This window comes from Bacillus sp. BD48, assembly GCF_046566805.1.
GTDB classification, from domain to species: domain Bacteria; phylum Bacillota; class Bacilli; order Bacillales; family Bacillaceae; genus Bacillus; species Bacillus safensis.
In genome coordinates, this window is record NZ_JANGFM010000004.1 from 59,429 (window position 1) to 74,797 (window position 15,369).

The 15,369-nt window shown below is 42.6% G+C and carries 12 protein-coding genes and 1 pseudogene; 5 read left to right on the plus strand and 8 right to left on the minus strand.

Features of this window, described 5'->3' with window-relative positions; translation table 11 throughout:
• Window positions 1-48: 48 nt before the first annotated feature.
• The 3 genes from licT (at window position 49) to ACLGGR_RS12850 (ending at window position 4,421) form a co-directional block, all read left to right on the plus strand.
• Window positions 49-885, plus strand: a complete 837-nt coding sequence (gene licT / locus ACLGGR_RS12840; protein ID WP_048238207.1) for a BglG family transcription antiterminator LicT — start codon at window positions 49-51, stop codon at window positions 883-885.
• Between the two features lie 235 nt (window positions 886-1,120).
• Entirely contained in the window at window positions 1,121-2,980 is a 1,860-nt protein-coding gene (locus tag ACLGGR_RS12845; RefSeq protein ID WP_410973200.1) for a beta-glucoside-specific PTS transporter subunit IIABC, read from the plus strand.
• 19 nt (window positions 2,981-2,999) lie between these two features.
• Window positions 3,000-4,421, plus strand: coding sequence for a glycoside hydrolase family 1 protein (locus ACLGGR_RS12850; RefSeq protein WP_410973201.1), 1,422 nt, complete (start codon window positions 3,000-3,002; stop codon window positions 4,419-4,421).
• A gap of 189 nt (window positions 4,422-4,610) precedes the next feature.
• Here the strand turns inward: ACLGGR_RS12850 and ACLGGR_RS12855 are convergent, their stop codons facing one another.
• Together ACLGGR_RS12855 and ACLGGR_RS12860 are read right to left on the minus strand one after the other, a co-directional pair.
• Window positions 4,611-5,546 carry an MBL fold metallo-hydrolase gene (locus ACLGGR_RS12855; protein ID WP_410973202.1) on the minus strand — a complete coding sequence of 312 codons (936 nt, stop codon included), beginning with the start codon at window positions 5,544-5,546 and terminating at the stop codon, window positions 4,611-4,613.
• Window positions 5,547-6,094: 548 nt separating this feature from the next.
• Complete coding sequence (locus ACLGGR_RS12860) at window positions 6,095-6,499, minus strand: Rrf2 family transcriptional regulator (protein ID WP_251216787.1); 405 nt, start codon at window positions 6,497-6,499, stop codon at window positions 6,095-6,097.
• A gap of 167 nt (window positions 6,500-6,666) precedes the next feature.
• Between ACLGGR_RS12860 and ACLGGR_RS12865 the strand changes: the two are divergent.
• Together ACLGGR_RS12865 and arr are read left to right on the plus strand one after the other, a co-directional pair.
• Window positions 6,667-6,885 (plus strand): annotated as a pseudogene (locus ACLGGR_RS12865) (FMN-dependent NADH-azoreductase); the annotation flags it as partial.
• 459 nt (window positions 6,886-7,344) lie between these two features.
• The gene (gene arr / locus ACLGGR_RS12870; protein ID WP_024424404.1) at window positions 7,345-7,761 is read left to right on the plus strand and encodes an NAD(+)--rifampin ADP-ribosyltransferase; all 417 of its coding nucleotides are present in this window, start codon (window positions 7,345-7,347) and stop codon (window positions 7,759-7,761) included.
• A 54-nt stretch (window positions 7,762-7,815) separates the two neighbouring features.
• On the opposite strand, the gene ACLGGR_RS12875 is transcribed toward arr, so the two are convergent.
• Genes ACLGGR_RS12875 through ACLGGR_RS12900 form a run of 6 tightly spaced genes read right to left on the minus strand, consistent with a single transcriptional unit; the run spans window position 7,816 to window position 15,368 of the window.
• Window positions 7,816-9,735 carry a BglG family transcription antiterminator gene (locus ACLGGR_RS12875; protein WP_410973203.1) on the minus strand — a complete coding sequence of 640 codons (1,920 nt, stop codon included), beginning with the start codon at window positions 9,733-9,735 and terminating at the stop codon, window positions 7,816-7,818.
• Window positions 9,732-10,616: an ROK family protein gene (locus ACLGGR_RS12880; protein ID WP_410973204.1), complete on the minus strand. Its 885-nt coding sequence runs from the start codon at window positions 10,614-10,616 to the stop codon at window positions 9,732-9,734. The genes ACLGGR_RS12875 and ACLGGR_RS12880 overlap by 4 nt, the downstream gene beginning before the upstream one ends.
• A gap of 57 nt (window positions 10,617-10,673) precedes the next feature.
• Window positions 10,674-13,337 carry a mannosylglycerate hydrolase gene (gene mngB / locus ACLGGR_RS12885; protein WP_410973205.1) on the minus strand — a complete coding sequence of 888 codons (2,664 nt, stop codon included), beginning with the start codon at window positions 13,335-13,337 and terminating at the stop codon, window positions 10,674-10,676.
• A 28-nt stretch (window positions 13,338-13,365) separates the two neighbouring features.
• A complete protein-coding gene (locus tag ACLGGR_RS12890; RefSeq protein WP_024424401.1) occupies window positions 13,366-14,484 on the minus strand; it encodes a PTS fructose transporter subunit IIC in 1,119 nt (372 codons plus the stop codon).
• A 36-nt stretch (window positions 14,485-14,520) separates the two neighbouring features.
• Window positions 14,521-14,850 (minus strand): PTS fructose transporter subunit IIB, encoded by a 330-nt coding sequence (locus ACLGGR_RS12895; RefSeq protein WP_024424400.1) that lies wholly within the window; start codon window positions 14,848-14,850, stop codon window positions 14,521-14,523.
• Window positions 14,847-15,368 carry a PTS sugar transporter subunit IIA gene (locus tag ACLGGR_RS12900; protein WP_410973206.1) on the minus strand — a complete coding sequence of 174 codons (522 nt, stop codon included), beginning with the start codon at window positions 15,366-15,368 and terminating at the stop codon, window positions 14,847-14,849. Before ACLGGR_RS12900 ends, ACLGGR_RS12895 begins: the two co-directional genes overlap by 4 nt.
• Window position 15,369: the final 1 nt, after the last annotated feature.

Below are 15,369 nucleotides of genomic sequence, written 5' to 3' on the forward strand. Positions count from 1 at the left end.
AGCATATTTTGAGTGAAGATTGTGGTTCATAGACGGAGGTGTTTGGGGTTGCAGATACAAAAGGTTCTAAACAATAATGTCATTAGTGTCATAGATGAACAAGGAAAAGAAATTGTCGTCATGGGCAGAGGCATCGCTTTCAAGCGACGTCCCGGGGACCCGGTGGACGAAGCGTTAATTGATAAAGTCTTCCGCCTAGAGGATCATTCCGTTCACGAGCGGATGAAAATGCTGCTTCAAGAGGTTCCGTATGATGTGGTCAAGGTGACCGAGGAAATGATTCAATATGCACATACAAAGCTAAACCGAAGATTAAACGAAAGTCTGCATGTATCGCTGGCAGACCATATTCATTACGCCATCGAACGGCTGAAGAAAAATCATCTGATTGAGAATTCGCTTATTTGGGAGATTAAACGCTTATACAAAGATGAATTTCTTGTGGCAAAGGACTGTCTTGAGATGATTGAAGAGCGTCTTCATATTGAACTGCCTGAGGATGAAGCAGGCTTTATTGCCATGCATATCATTAACGCAGAGCTCAATGAGGATATGAATACGACGGTCAATATCACAAAGGAAGTCAATGCCATTCTCACCATTGTGAAATATCATCTCAACATGGAATTTGATGAAGACTCACTCAACTTTTATCGTTTTCTCACGCATTTGCGCTTTTTCGTCCAGCGTCTGATTAACGAAACACTGCTTGTCAGCGAAGATCAAGATTTATATCAGCTGATCAAAGTGAAATATCCGAAAGCGTACGATTGCGCAAAGAAAATCGCAGAATATGTCTATCAAACCTATCACCGAGATCTCACATCAGAGGAGATGCTGTATCTATCAATTCATTTGAATCGACTGATCAAACGAGAAAAATAAAGATAGATTTTAAAAGAAAGCGTTGACATGAGAAAAGGTGAGTGGTACTATTTCCTCATAAACATAAAAGAATACGGTTTCACAATGATCGTCTTAGAGGATTGTGACTGTTCGGCAGGCAAAACCTAAACGTTCACTGAAAAAGCGCAACAGCAAGCTGCGACTATTTTTGGTGCCCGTTTAGGTTTTTATTTTGCCTAAAAACGTATTTTTTTGAAAAAAAGGGGGTTTTTGTATGAATTATCGTCAATTAGCAGAAGACATTATCAAACACATTGGCACAGAGAAAAACGTTCATTCATTGGTGCATTGTGCCACAAGGCTTCGCTTCACACTAAATGACAGATCAAAAGCAGATAAAGCAGCCATTGAAAAATTAAATGGTGTCGTTACAGTTATGGAAAGCGGCGGCCAATTTCAAGTGGTCATTGGCAATACCGTACCAGAGGTTTATCGAGAAATTGGAGAATTTACGAATCTATTAGAGGATTCCGCTACATCATCTGCAAAATCAGGTGAAGAGAGCACAAGCCTTTTCGGAAAATTCGTTGACATTGTATCGGGGATTTTCACACCACTTCTCGGTGTCATGGCGGGTGCAGGTATTTTAAAAGGTCTATTAGGCATCTGTATCAACGCGAAATGGCTATCTCCTGAAGATACGTCGTATCAAATTTTATTTGCTGCGTCAGACAGCTTGTTCTACTTCCTGCCATTATTGCTCGCATTCACTTCTGCTAGGAAGTTTAAAGCGAATCCGTTTGTCGCTGTGACGATAGCAGGTGCACTTATTTACCCAGCCATTCAAGAATTGTCAAAAGGCGGCGGAGATGTGACCTTCTTCGGGATTCCGGTCGTCTTAATGTCTTATACATCTACGGTCATCCCAATCATTTTGGCAGTGTTTGTCATGGGATATATCGAACGTTTCTTTAACAAAGTCATTCATGAAAGTGTCAAAAACTTTATTACTCCACTGATTTTACTTGTCACGGTTGTTCCGCTGACACTCATCGTATTTGGACCATTTGGTGTGTATGCAGGGAATGGCATTGCAGCTGTTTTGCTGAAAGTATTCTCCTTTAGTCCTACACTTGCAGGTGCTTTAATTGCGATGGCTTGGCAGGTACTTGTCATCTTCGGTATCCATTGGGGACTTGTGCCAGTCATTTTAAATAATATCGCAGTCCATGGGAAAGATCATATCAAGCCGGCCACTGCGCCAGCTGTATTCTCACAAGCCGGAGCTTCTATCGGTGTTATGCTGAAAACAAAGAATAAAAAACTGAAATCATTGGCTGGATCGACAGCAGTTTCTGCTGTGTTTGGGATCACAGAGCCAGCTGTATACGGGGTCACGCTTCGTTTGAAAAAACCATTTATTGCAGCCGTTATCTCTGCCGGAGTCGGCGGTGCGATCATCGGTTATTCACAAAGTATTGCGATTGCGTCAGGCCTACCAAGTTTACTGACACTTCCGATTTTCTACGGTCAAGGCTTTACAGGTTTCATCATCGGTATCTCGGTCTCGTTCGTCCTTTCTATCATCTTAACTTATTTGATTGGATTTAAAGATCCAGTAGATGAAGATGAAACGCCGGCAGCCGCTTCTGTACCAGCAATTGAAAACGAACATGGGGTCAAAGCCGCTCATGTGAAAAGTCCTTTAAAGGGCGAGGTCATCAAGCTGGAGGAAGTGCAGGATAAGGCATTCTCATCTGGTGCACTAGGAAAAGGCGCAGCCATCATCCCATCAGAAGGAAAGCTGTTTGCGCCAGTCTCAGGAGTTGTGACAACGGTGTTCCCAACTGGACATGCGTATGGTCTAACCTCTGAAAGCGGGGCAGAAGTACTCATTCACATCGGACTGGATACCGTGCAATTAGGCGGAAAGCATTTTACTCCGAAGGTTGTTCAGGGGCAAACCATCACAGAAGGCGAACTGCTTGCAGAGTTTGATATCGAAGCCATCGAAGCTTCAGGCCTGTCAGTCACAACACCCGTTATTATTACCAATTCAGGTGAGTTTAGCGATATCATTGAAACAGAAGAGAAACAAATCACACCAGGACAATCATTTTTACATCTAGTTTAATCAAGAGGAGGAAAGAATCATGAGATATTCAACACTAGCATCATTTCCAAAAGACTTTTTCTGGGGCGGATCTACTTCCGCCTATCAGGTAGAAGGTGCGTGGAACGAGGATGGCAAGGGGCCTTCTGTTATTGACATGAGAGCAAGTTATCCTGAAGGGACAACGGATTTTAAAGTCGCAAGCGATCACTATCACCGTTATAAAGAGGATGTGAAGATGTTTGCAGAAATGGGTTTGAAGGCTTATCGCTTTTCCATTGCGTGGACACGGATCATTCCAGATGGAGATGGGGAGATCAATCAAAAGGGGATTGAATTCTATCATTCACTCATCGATGAATTGCGCCGCTATGACATTGAACCCATCGTGACAATGTATCATTTTGATCTGCCTCATGCGCTTCAAGTAAAGGGCGGGTGGTCTAACCGCGGGACAGTGGATGCGTTTGAACGCTATGCAGAGGTGCTATTCAAGGAGTATGGTCAGAAGGTAAACTATTGGCTGACCATTAATGAACAAAACATGATGATCTTACATGGATCAGCGCTCGGTACACTTGATCCAAACTTAGAAAATCCGAAAAAAGAACTGTATCAGCAAAATCACCATATGCTCGTTGCACAGGCAAAAGCCATGACGCTTTGTCATCAAATGCTGCCTGAAGCGAAAATTGGACCGGCGCCAAACATCGCGCTCATTTATCCGGCTTCTCCAAAGCCTGAAGATGTGCTTGCTGCGGCGAATTACAATGCGATTCGCAACTGGCTTTATCTTGATATGGCGGTGTTCGGCCGTTATAACAACCTTGCTTGGGCGTACATGAAAGAAAAAGACATTCTTCCTGTCATCGAAGAGGGAGATATGGATATTTTGAAAAGTGCAAAGCCAGATTTCATTGCCTTTAACTACTACACCTCTCAAACGGTTGAAGCGAGTAAAGGAGATGGCAACGACGAATTTGCACGCGGTGGAGATCAGCATTTGAAATCAGGTGAAGATGGCGTCTACAAAGGCGGCAACAACCCATTCTTAAGTAAAAATGCGTTTGGCTGGGAGATTGATCCTGTCGGCTTCCGTTCAACGATGCGGGAAATTTATGACCGCTATCAGCTGCCGCTTATTATCACAGAAAACGGATTGGGTGCATTCGACAAATTAGAAGAAGATGGATCGATTCAGGATGATTATCGAATTGACTATTTAGAAAAGCATATCGAACAAATCAAATGGGCTATCACAGACGGCGTCGAGGTTTTCGGATACTGCCCATGGTCTGCAATCGATCTAATCAGCACACACCAAGGATGCTCCAAGCGCTACGGATTCATCTACGTCAACCGCGATGAATTTGACCTAAAAGACCTAAAGAGAATTCGTAAAAAGAGCTCTTACTGGTATGAAACATTAATTCAGCAAAATGGAGAGAACATCGGGGAATAACAAATAAAAAAGCCAATCACCTTATGCGGGTGGCTGGCTTTTTTTCGTTCACTTTATTGGCAAGTTCATAAGAACAAACTCATCTGTTTCCTAAAAAGCTGAACCAAGCTGAGAAATGCCTTGGTTCAGTTTTGGAAAGTAAGTTATTGATTTACAATGAGGTTTTTTCATACTAAATCAAGACCAGTATTAAGGCCATCTCATTTCGCCTTTTATTACTTTAGCACTTGTTTCTAAGTTACCTTTGCCTCCGACAGGATAAGCCTTTTCCATTGCTTTAATTAGCTCAGTTGAGTTTTTTGCCACTTTTGCTTCCTTTTCAAACTTGGCAATATAATCACGTGTAAAAGCAACGCCAGAAATATCGTTTGTGTCTTTACCTAAATAGTGTCCAGGAATAACATGTTCCGGCTTTAGCTCAAGTATTTGATCTAAAGAAGCTCTCCAGTTATCTCTGCTCTTTTGTGTTTGGGTGTCAGCAATCCAAACATGCATATTATTGAATACAGGAATTCCACCTAGAACTGTCTTTTTAGAAGGAATCCAGAGGAACGTGCGTGCTGGGTCAGGACCTTCAAGACCAATGATATTTACACTTTCACCGTCTACAGTTAATTTTTTTCCTTCTAAAACATCAGGAACAACCTTAGTTTCGGGTGCGTTTTTCCCGAGAATCGGGTTCCAATAATCATTTTTCAACTGAATGGTGGATTTGATACCTTTTACTGTTGCAGGAGTTGCAACTATTTTGGCATTTGGAAATGCTTTCTTTATTTCGGATAATCCAAAATAATAATCCGGATCCTGGTGACTAATATATACAGTTGTTAATTTCTTTTTTGTAGCTTTAATCATTTGAACAAGCTTATCAGCATCATTTTTTTGGAACTGAGCATCCACAAGAATCACTTCATTAGGACCTTCAATAATGTTAGAGGTGACTGGAAAGATCCCTTTTTCCTGTGGGTTATATGTGGTAATTTTCAAGTCGACCGTTTTACTTTCCTTTTCTTTTGTTTTGTTAGACGCTCCTGTATTTGATGACTGGGATGTGCTTGCACATGCGCTCAACATTAATAGAGTACAAAGTACAGTAATGAATCCAAATATTTTTTTGTTATACATATTTAATATCCCTTTCTTTTTTCTTAATTCGTGGAAGTTTTTGAGTCAATATCTTGTTTTCGTTAGTAGGTTTTTTCAAATGGCATATCTTTATACATTAATACTTCAATTCAATTTGTATAAGACCCCTCAAATTATACGCTGGTGGAAAACTCTAACTGAGTACAGAAGAAGTCAATGGCACGTATGTTAAGGAATGTTATCTAATTTGCTCCTTTCTTTCTCTTCGAGATACCTGTAACAGTTGTGGTTACACCTTTCACATGTAACTATAACTGTTACAATTATTTGTGTCAATATTTTTTTGCATGAGCACATTTTTGTTTCATAGCATATACATAGAGGCTTAAGTACATTTCTACATAAGTTTTTTTAACAACTTTCCGATTTGTGAATAAGGAAAACCTGTCCTGCTATACAGGGCAGCACCACAATATCTATGAATGACTTACCTGTACGAAAGACAGCATAATGATGTACTACTTCATTTTTAGTATTGCTTTCAAAACTGTAGTCAACATTTTAAAAAATAAAAATAAACCATCTCCCTATTCAGTGAGATGGTTTATCACGTCTTGTAGTGTTTTCGACTTTAACTCGTTTTCCATTGCTTTTTGAACACTATCAAAGGTTGTATTTAATGTATCCTGGATTTTTTCTCCTACATGGCATTTAGGATTAGGATTATTATGGATAGAAAACAATTCTTTTTCTAAATGTACAGCTGTATAAATATCAAATAAAGTAATTTCACTAGGATCTCGCGTTAGGGAAGAACCTCGTATACCAACTTTAGAAGTTAAAATTCCAGCTTTTTTTAAATCACTGCTTATCCGTCTTATGACAACAGGATTTGTATTTACGCTGCCGGAAATCTCTTCCGAAGATAGCGTGGCATCTGAAGAAACCAAAGATAAAATATGAATAGCTACAGAAAGGCGTGTATTTAACATATGAGTCACCACCTGTAATTTTTTTAGTTACATATAAATTTGTGTTTGACTTTTCTTCTATCTGTAACAATTATTATTACAACTCGCCGTTCCTTCATATTAACAAAAACGAATAAAAAATGTAAGGAGGAAAGGAAGTAGAGCTAAAATGGCAACAGTATGATAGTATCGCTACAGAAAAAGCGTTTATTGATCAAGTAATTCATATTGATTTATATAAAGAAAATATTCCTCACATTGATGAAGATGTTTTTAATGGGTGGGGGGAACTTAGTTCAGGATCAAGTTTCGGGGAGCTTTTAGAGGACGAGAAATTAAAAGTAACTCGCCTTAGTGAAATAAACGAGCAGTTTATTACGGCTGACAAGTTTGTCTTTATTATGCCATTTTAGAATTTCTCAAATCTTCATGTAATGATGAATTTCTTTAATGTCCCTATTTTTGAAGGTCTATTTGTCGAGGGCACAATAAGGCTCCTGAAAGAGCAGTGTATTTCGTTTCAGCGATGGAGCGCGCTTTTTATTACGAAGGAAAAAGCCTTAGTGCTGGAGAAACTTATTGGGGGATAACTATTGCTCATAATCTTGATCCTGATTTAGTTATTGAACGGATGAAGGTTCAAGATATTATAAATGATGCTTATGCTGATAGAGGATGTTTTTTTGTGTGGTCTATGTACAATGCGTATTTAAATGAACAGGTGAAGGGTTACATTAGGAGTTCACAACATCTAACTCTCTACTATCATTATACCCCGAATATAATTAAATTTATAGACTGTTACTCGCCCATATCTAGCCGTATACTGTTATACGCAAGTCAAAAACGATAAGGGGTGTGGCTGTATGAATGACAAGCAAAAGGTGTTAGATCCTGGGCCATTTTTTCATGGGACAAAAGCGGAATTGAAGATTGGGGATCTGCTTGAACCGCTGCATTTATCCAATTATCAGGATAAAAAATCGAACCATATCTATTTCACCGGAACACTAAACGCGGCCAAATGGGGTGCTGAATTAGCTAGGTCTGATGCGAAAGAGAGAATTTATATTGTAGAACCGTTAGGCGAGTTTGAAAATGATCCAAATGTGACTGATAAAAGATTTCCTGGCAACCCAACACGTTCTTATCGATCGAAATCTCCGTTGAAAATAGTCGCTGAATTAGGTTCGTGGGAAAGACATTCCGACGAAGAAATCAATCATATGCTGAGCTCCTTAAAAAAATTAAGTGAAGAAGGAAAAAATGTCATATACGATTGATGATACGAATAACACGATGGCCGCCTCATGAATTGGGCGGCCTTTTGGTTGATCTTATTGAAACAACGCATCCATCAGCTCATCAAATGTTTTGGCTTGCTTGAGAGAGTGAATGCGGTCTGGATTGTCCAATAAATCGACGGCCTGTTCAAAGAATTGGTTCATGCAGGCAGCGTCATCCTTATGAATCGCTAATAAAAAGACAAGTGATACTTGATCTCCCTGCCAGTCAATCGGCTGTTTTAAGCGTGCGATGGCTACAGAGGAGGTGCCTTCATTTGTGATGAGCGGGTGCGGCATTGCAATGCCGCTGCCAAGATAGGTAGACGACATTTGCTCCCGCTCAAGCACCGAGGACCGAAAAGAAGACGATACTAGCTGATGCGCCTCTAAACGGCTGCATAATATATCTAATACCTCATCCTTGCTGCTTAGATCAGCATTCAGTAAAGTCAATCGCTCTTGAAAAAACGCCATCAGCTCTTTTGAGGGTGCCCCGTGTCCATTTAATAAATGAATGACTTCATTTACACGCTGTATATCATGATGTTCAAAAAAGGCGCTGACCTGAATGACTGGTTTCCCCTTTGATGTGAGTGGAACGGTTGTGATGATGACGTCACACGGCAAAGAGGTGCTCATGAGATAATCCTGATAGGAATAGAGCTCAACAATGTCGAGCTCGTGCTGAAAGGCTGCCTTCAATTTAATTTCAAGCAGCCTTGCCGTCCCTAGTCCAGACCCGCACACGATAATGGCTTTCTTTTTTTGCGAGGTATCGAGCTGACTTCTTTCAAATGAAGCAGCGATATGCAAGGCAACATATGCGGCCTCGTCTTCATTTGGTGTTCGCACTAGCTGTAAGGCATTTAGTCCGCTGACAGCCAAATCAAACGGGTAAGGATAGGACGCTTTGATCTCATGTAAAAGCGGATTTTGTAATGATACGCCATATTGGATTCGATTTAATAGCGGCTTCATATGAAGCATCAAGTCTTGCTGCAGGATGTTGTCATCAGCAAAACGATGGCCGCTTGTTTTCTCAATGTGCTGTAGAAAGACTGTAACCGCCTGTTGAACTTCCACTGTCGTCTGATGCTGGGCGGCTTCTTTCCAAGTTTGATTCGCTAATAGATGCATGACTAAGTAATCTGTTTCATCCTCTGATAAGGTCACATAAAAAGTGTCACTCACCTGCTGTATGATTTTTTGTGCAATTCTCATCAAAACTGGTGATCTTTGTGTGCGGGCGGTACTGGCGGATATCCGCTGGTTTTTTCGTGTTTGCTGAATCGCAATGGCTAAGTGAATGACTAAATTTTTTAAGGCAATGTCTTTAATGAGCAATGACTCTTGATGCAGGTTCGTCAAAACAATAGATCGAATGGTTTCAAGTGAAATATCAGGAAAATGGAGCTGCTCCCGCTCGGTGATATGAGAGAGTGCAGGCTCTTCCTCAAGAAGTAAGTCTGCATAGCACGTTCTTTTTTGCAGTTCATCTCCTTCAATCTTTAAGCCAAATCCAGGCTTTGATACAAGGGTCATGCCGTAACGGGCTAACAGCTCTCGTCCTTTTTTTAAATCACTGCTGACCGTCATGCGGCTGATAAACAGTTCTTCAGCCAGCTGGTCAATTTTTAAGTAATCGGATTGAAGCAACAGCTTTCTCATCATAAATCGTACACGCTCTTCTGGCATGACGGGGACAAGAGAGCGGGCAGGAAGCTTTTGTTGATGTAGCCAAAGCAGGAAAGCGTCTTGGTCACTCGTTAAAAGAGTATATCCCTTTCCTCGGATCGTTTTAATCATGGCTCCTGCTTCCTTTAAATACTCATTTGCTTCCTTGATTAAATTGCGGATAGAGCGGTCAGATAAGCGAAAAGAGGCAGTGAGCTCCTCCAGCTTCACGAACCCCTTTGTTTCAAATAGCCGCTGAATCAGCTGATAGGTTCGAGGATCTGCCGTCATCATCATTGCGCGGCTCCTTGCGCCTGTAAGGCATCAGTTCCAAGAGCGATGGCGCCCATTAAACCAGATAATCCATCAAAGGATGGTTTTGTGATGATTTCATGTAAAGGCTTTGGCAGCTGCAAATAGCCGTGAAGCCGTTTGTCTGTTTCATCAATTATAAGCGGCAGCATAGCCGGCTGTTTCATCACGCCTCCACCTAGAATGATGCGTTCTGGTGAAAGGGTGAGCAGCAGGTTAGCAGTCATCTGCCCGAGATAGTAAGCATGAAGTGACCAGGCAGGATGATCCTCTGGCAGCATTGGTGCCAGTGTATGATAGCGTCCTTCTATGGCAGGTCCAGATGCCAGTCCCTCTAAACAGTCATGATGTATAGGGCAGCAGCCTCCGTAGGTGTCATGAGGATGCCGCTGAACGGTGATATGACCCATTTCTGGATGCAGCAATCCGTGAATAAGGCGATGTTCAATATAGGCACCGCCGCCTATTCCAGTTCCAACGGTGATGTAGACCAGAGAAGCAGGCTTTTCTGCTTCAGTTGAAAAACGGGCTTCTCCGAGTGCTGCACAGTTTACATCGGTATCAAGCTTCATCGGGAGCCCGAGGGCTTGTTTTAAGGTAGAGAGGAAAGGGAATTGGCGCCAGGCTGTTTTTGGTGTGTCTAAAATCGTCCCATAGCGTGGGCTTTGCTCTTTCACATCGACAGGCCCGAATGCCCCAATGCCAATTGCATCGACACGATGCTTTGTAAAGTAATCGATCACTTGCCGGCATGTTTCATCTGGATTCCCTGTTGCAAAGGAAGTCATGTGTTCAATCGTTCCGTCTGTCGTTCCGTAGCCGCAGACAAATTTCGTTCCGCCTGCTTCAATGCCTCCAATTCGCATGATCAATGCCCTCCATTAAAGAGGGGCGGAATCCAAATGGATCCCGCCCCTACATGTTCATTTTTTCTTTACAATGTAGGTTTGTACCTGACAAGGTGTAAGCGGTTCAATGTGTAATGATCCATGTTGTGCTTTGAGTATTTGTCCTTCAGGTGTTTCTCCTAAATTCGCTGTTTCTCCGTGTTGTAGAGATGAACTATTGATTGAAGCGGCTGTTTGACGCGTTAAATATGGATTGAAGAGACGAATGACAATGCCTGTTCCATGCTCTTCTTTTTTCAGAGCGCTTAGAATGGCTCCGTCTGTCTCAATGTCAAGCAGGCTATAAGTAGATTGTAAGTCTTCTTTTTCATCTCGGAAAGAGAAAATTAAACGACCGTTTAAAAAGTCTGCCCGCTCGTAGCATTGAACAGGGGTGGTGTAACGTTTGGCAAGCTTCGCTAAGTGTCCCTCGCTGACTGCGTCCTTGCTATAGTGCATACCAAATGAGAATGACAGTGCACCTTGCAGCTGAGCGTCAGGTGTCTCCACAATTTTTTCCCCAGATGCGCGTCCTGGACGATAAAGGAGATTTTCTTTCCCCATTTTTCCGAAACAGCGGAAGAGCGTATACGCAATCGTTGTGTAGCCTTCTCCTGTGATCTGGTATTCTCTCACGCAGTCGGTCAACAGAGCGGCACCATATGCTTCATCACGAAGTGCGACAAAGGATTGCATCGGTTCAATAGTGATCGGTTTTTCTTCCCAATGTTCATTGTTCCACCATTCTAGCTCTTGCGTCAGCTCTGTTGGGCGTTCGATTGTACCAAACTGCTGATCGCTCAGTGATACGTTTGATGCGATGCCTGTATCAAAGAGAACGCGCAGGCGATGATCTAACGCATGGTTGTCCACATCTACATGAAAACGGATGACAGCATCGTCTTTGTTTAATGCCACCTTCGCTGTGATCGGAAGTGAAGTCGCAGCCGATTGCTTAGAGCGCGCCTCTAGGTCATAAGGGACAGCGAGCTGAAGCTTGATGGTCAGCTCTTGCTGTAGGCCGCTTTTAGCCACTGAGATGTCTGCTGATGAAAGATCCTTGGATGACACATACAAGTCCTCACGAGGTGGTGAATAGTTATAGGAATCCCCATCGTCTCCGTTGTCTTCAAAGATCATTTGCTCAGAGAATGTCCGCCCAGTTTGTTTATCTGTGATGTCCAGTGATCCGTTGTCATTTGCCGCAATGCGGTAATACGTATTTTCAATCACTCGTTCTTCAGTTTGTTCCCATAGAGATTCGCTTGATTCATCGAAGACCATGCTGACCTGTGTATAACCAACTGACGGTAAGTCGATGGCTTCAATCAGCAGAACGGCTTTCCATACTTGCTTTGGCATGTACACTTCTTTACTTGGGTTAAGAGAAATTTGCTGTGCCAGCACATAATCTGTGACATCGGTTTTGCTTTTCACTGTGTACTGAAGTGTTCTTCCATTTGCATCCTTTAGCGTAAATGGACGTTCTGTGATAAAGGTTTCGACTTCAATGACTTCAGAACGCTTTGAAGGCAGTGTATTGAACAACGTGAATGTGATTTCTTGCTCTGTTTTCAGTCGAATTGTGATGAGACGCATGTGCAAGTCCACAAGATTCTCGGCGATTTCCTTTGCCTGCTTGTAGCGGAAGAATACATCTTGGTTTGTCGTATCACTATTACAGCCGCCAATGCTGTCATGCGCTGCATTTTCAAACATGAGGTACCAAATATCGCGAACCGTATCATGCGGATAGTCGTGTCCAAGCGAATAGCTGATCGTAAGGATAGGCTCCATCACATTCACGAGATAGTTTTCAATTTGGTTGTTTAAGATTTTTAAATCCGCTCGTGTTGAAAAAATAGATTTATGAATCCTCATATGCTTCGCATGAATGAGCTCTCCGTGTAATGTCTCGAAAGATGTCCGCTCTTTTTTCACTGCTGCAATATAATCTTCTAAACTGCTGATTTGATAGTGGTGCTCGTCAAGTTCATTGGCTTTTTCTAATAAGTCAGGCAGGTTTTTGCGGATCGGTGCTTGGTCAAAACCGTTCGGGAAATAGACATTCTTTGTGGTTGCCTTTGCTTGCAGCGCACCGATTTTTTCAGATAAAAAGGCTTGTAAGTCCTCATCTTTCTCAGGGATATTTCCACCGTAGTAGTAGCCAAATGGCAGATTCACAGCAAAGACTTCACTGCCGTCAGCGCCGCGCCAATTGAATTCAGTATGATTTGTCATATGGTCAGAAACGCCCCGCCAAAATGCTGTATCGACAATGCCGAATCCGCGATAAATTTGAGGCATTTGTGTGGATTGACCGAAGGAATCAGGGACATAGCCGACTTTCATCACGTGTCCGAATTGCTGACAGCGTTCAATTCCATATTGCAGGTTCCGCACAATCGATTCACCTGAAATGACGAGCTGGTCGGTTTGGGTATACCATGGGCCGATGATGAGACGTTTCGCTGTGACAAGCTTCTTGATTCGATTTTCATCCTCTGGACGCCATTTCAAATAATCATCTAATAAGGATGCCTGGGCATCGAGCATGAAGTAATGGAACCTTTCATCTGTTTCAAGGGTATCTAAGATATCCATTACGTTTTTCATTAAGTAGATACGGGAGCGGGAGGTGGTGAAATACCATTCCCGGTCCCAGTGAGTATGTGGAATCACATGTACATTGACAGTCATTGATCAACGACACCTTTCTTCGTTCAAATTATCCTTCTAGCACAAGGTCAAAATCGTCTTCTTCTTTCTGCTTTTGATCATGTTCCGGCGTTTTAGGTTCTTTTTTCTCAGAGAAATTCACAAGCAGGTTGGCGCCAATACCGATGACGAGTGCGCCAGTAAGGGCTCCGATTAAATAAGCCCACCAGTTTCCGACTGAGAAGAAGCCGTATAGCCCGCCAATTGGCGGCATGATGTCATGAACTCCTAATAATGCAGCGACCCCGCTTCCTACAGCACATGCGACAACATTGAGCGGAATCAATTTCAAAGGATTGACGAGGGTAAAAGGGATCGCCCCTTCCGTAATACCGATAATCCCCATGACAAGACCGCCTCGTCCGGCTTCTCTAAAGGTTGGGGAGAAGTTGCGTTTTCGAATCAATGTCGCAAGCCCGTATCCAAGCGGTGGAATGACAATGGCAATATTGACGAGTATGGCAGGGAGATAGACGCCTGATAGGAAGAGCGCGTTACCAGCCATCCAAGCTGATTTATTCACCGGTCCGCCAAGATCGAAGCCAATCATCGCCCCTAAAATCAGAGCGAGTGCGAGTGTGCTTGTTCCATCAGCGACCATGCCTTTGATCCATTCAATTAATGCCGTGTTCAAAGCGCCCAATGGTCCGCCCAGAAGAACGGACATAAGAAGCCCGGTTAAGCCAACGGTAATGAGCGGCAGGATGAGCAGAGGGACGAGCCCAGCTGCAGAGCCTTGAATTTGAATTTTTCTTTTCACAAAAAGAGCAACATATCCTGCGAAGAAGCCTGCAATGACGGCACCTATAAATCCAGCATTGGTTGAGCTGGCGAGGGCTCCGCCGATAAAACCGGCCGCAAGCCCTGATTTATCCGCAATCGAATAGGCGATAAATCCAGCGAGCAGGACGTTCATTAAGCCAATACCTGTCCAGCCAACCTGCTCCATTAAATAGGCGCCGTGCAGTATGCCGCCAGCATCCTTATAGGTGTTTAAATCTGAAACACCAAACCCTAACCCGACCAGTTTTGCTAAACCAACGATAAGTGAGGCACCGATGATTACAGGAAGAATATAAGAAATACCGGTCATAAGATGGCCTTCAATGACTTTTAATTTTGCTTTCATTTTGCTTTGCTCCTTTCTATATGGCATTGCTCATGTTTATTGAGATTCAGACTTTTTCTTTTCTACAAGTGCTACAGCTTTGGTGATGATTTGTTCGGCATTTTTTAAGGCACGTCCGATTTCGACACGTACAGTGGGAATGCCTGAGAAGCGTTCAGCATCGTTAATATGCTGATTTGAGGCAATGATGCAGAGGTCTGCCTGCTGTGCTTCCTCTGCTGTAATGCCGTTCACCTGTCCCATAATCCCTTGCTGTTCGATTTTGATCTCGTGTCCGAGCTGTTTACCCGCATTTTCTAACGCTTTGGCTGCCATTGGTGTATGAGCTAATCCTGCTGGACATGAAGTGACACCGACAATTTTCATTGTGTAATCCCCTCTTTCAATTGTTGTTCAATGACTTCGTAATAGTAATCAGCTGTTTGACCCGGTTGAATCTTTTCGATAAAAGCAGGTTCCATTAGGCTGGTCGCAATACCTGACAGTAATTTCAGATGTGTGATATTTGCTTCCTCTAGTGGAACGAGCAGTGTAAATAAATAGCTTGTGGGCAAATCGTCGAAGCTTCCCCATTCAATGGGTTGTTCAAGTTCTAAAAAAAGAAGTGAAGCCGTTTGTACAGCGGAGCTTTTTGTATGTGGAATGGCGAAGCCTTGCTGAAGTCCTGTTGAGACTTCGTCTTCGCGTGTCAACAAATCTGCTAATAGCCCCGCCTGATCGTTTGTAATCTGAAGGTCTTCAGCTTTCTCGGAAATATATTGTAAAATCTCATTCTTTGATCGTCCGTTTACTTGTGTGAAAACATGATCTTTTTGGAACAAGCTGATCCCTTCTCTCTTGTTTGTTAAGCGCTTACAAGTTGATTGTAATGTACTTTTCATCATG

Bases quoted from the DNA above. Each gene is read 5' to 3' on its own strand.
- ACLGGR_RS12845 (WP_410973200.1), top strand. From the start codon at position 1,121: ATGAATTATCGTCAATTAGCAGAAGACATTATCAAACACATTGGCACA.
- ACLGGR_RS12850 (WP_410973201.1), top strand. From the start codon at position 3,000: ATGAGATATTCAACACTAGCATCATTTCCAAAAGACTTTTTCTGGGGC.
- ACLGGR_RS12855 (WP_410973202.1), bottom strand. From the start codon at position 5,546: ATGTATAACAAAAAAATATTTGGATTCATTACTGTACTTTGTACTCTA.
- ACLGGR_RS12860 (WP_251216787.1), bottom strand. From the start codon at position 6,499: ATGTTAAATACACGCCTTTCTGTAGCTATTCATATTTTATCTTTGGTT.
- arr (WP_024424404.1), top strand. From the start codon at position 7,345: ATGAATGACAAGCAAAAGGTGTTAGATCCTGGGCCATTTTTTCATGGG.
- ACLGGR_RS12875 (WP_410973203.1), bottom strand. From the start codon at position 9,735: ATGATGATGACGGCAGATCCTCGAACCTATCAGCTGATTCAGCGGCTA.
- ACLGGR_RS12880 (WP_410973204.1), bottom strand. From the start codon at position 10,616: ATGCGAATTGGAGGCATTGAAGCAGGCGGAACGAAATTTGTCTGCGGC.
- mngB (WP_410973205.1), bottom strand. From the start codon at position 13,337: ATGACTGTCAATGTACATGTGATTCCACATACTCACTGGGACCGGGAA.
- ACLGGR_RS12890 (WP_024424401.1), bottom strand. From the start codon at position 14,484: ATGAAAGCAAAATTAAAAGTCATTGAAGGCCATCTTATGACCGGTATT.
- ACLGGR_RS12895 (WP_024424400.1), bottom strand. From the start codon at position 14,850: ATGAAAATTGTCGGTGTCACTTCATGTCCAGCAGGATTAGCTCATACA.
- ACLGGR_RS12900 (WP_410973206.1), bottom strand. From the start codon at position 15,368: ATGATGAAAAGTACATTACAATCAACTTGTAAGCGCTTAACAAACAAG.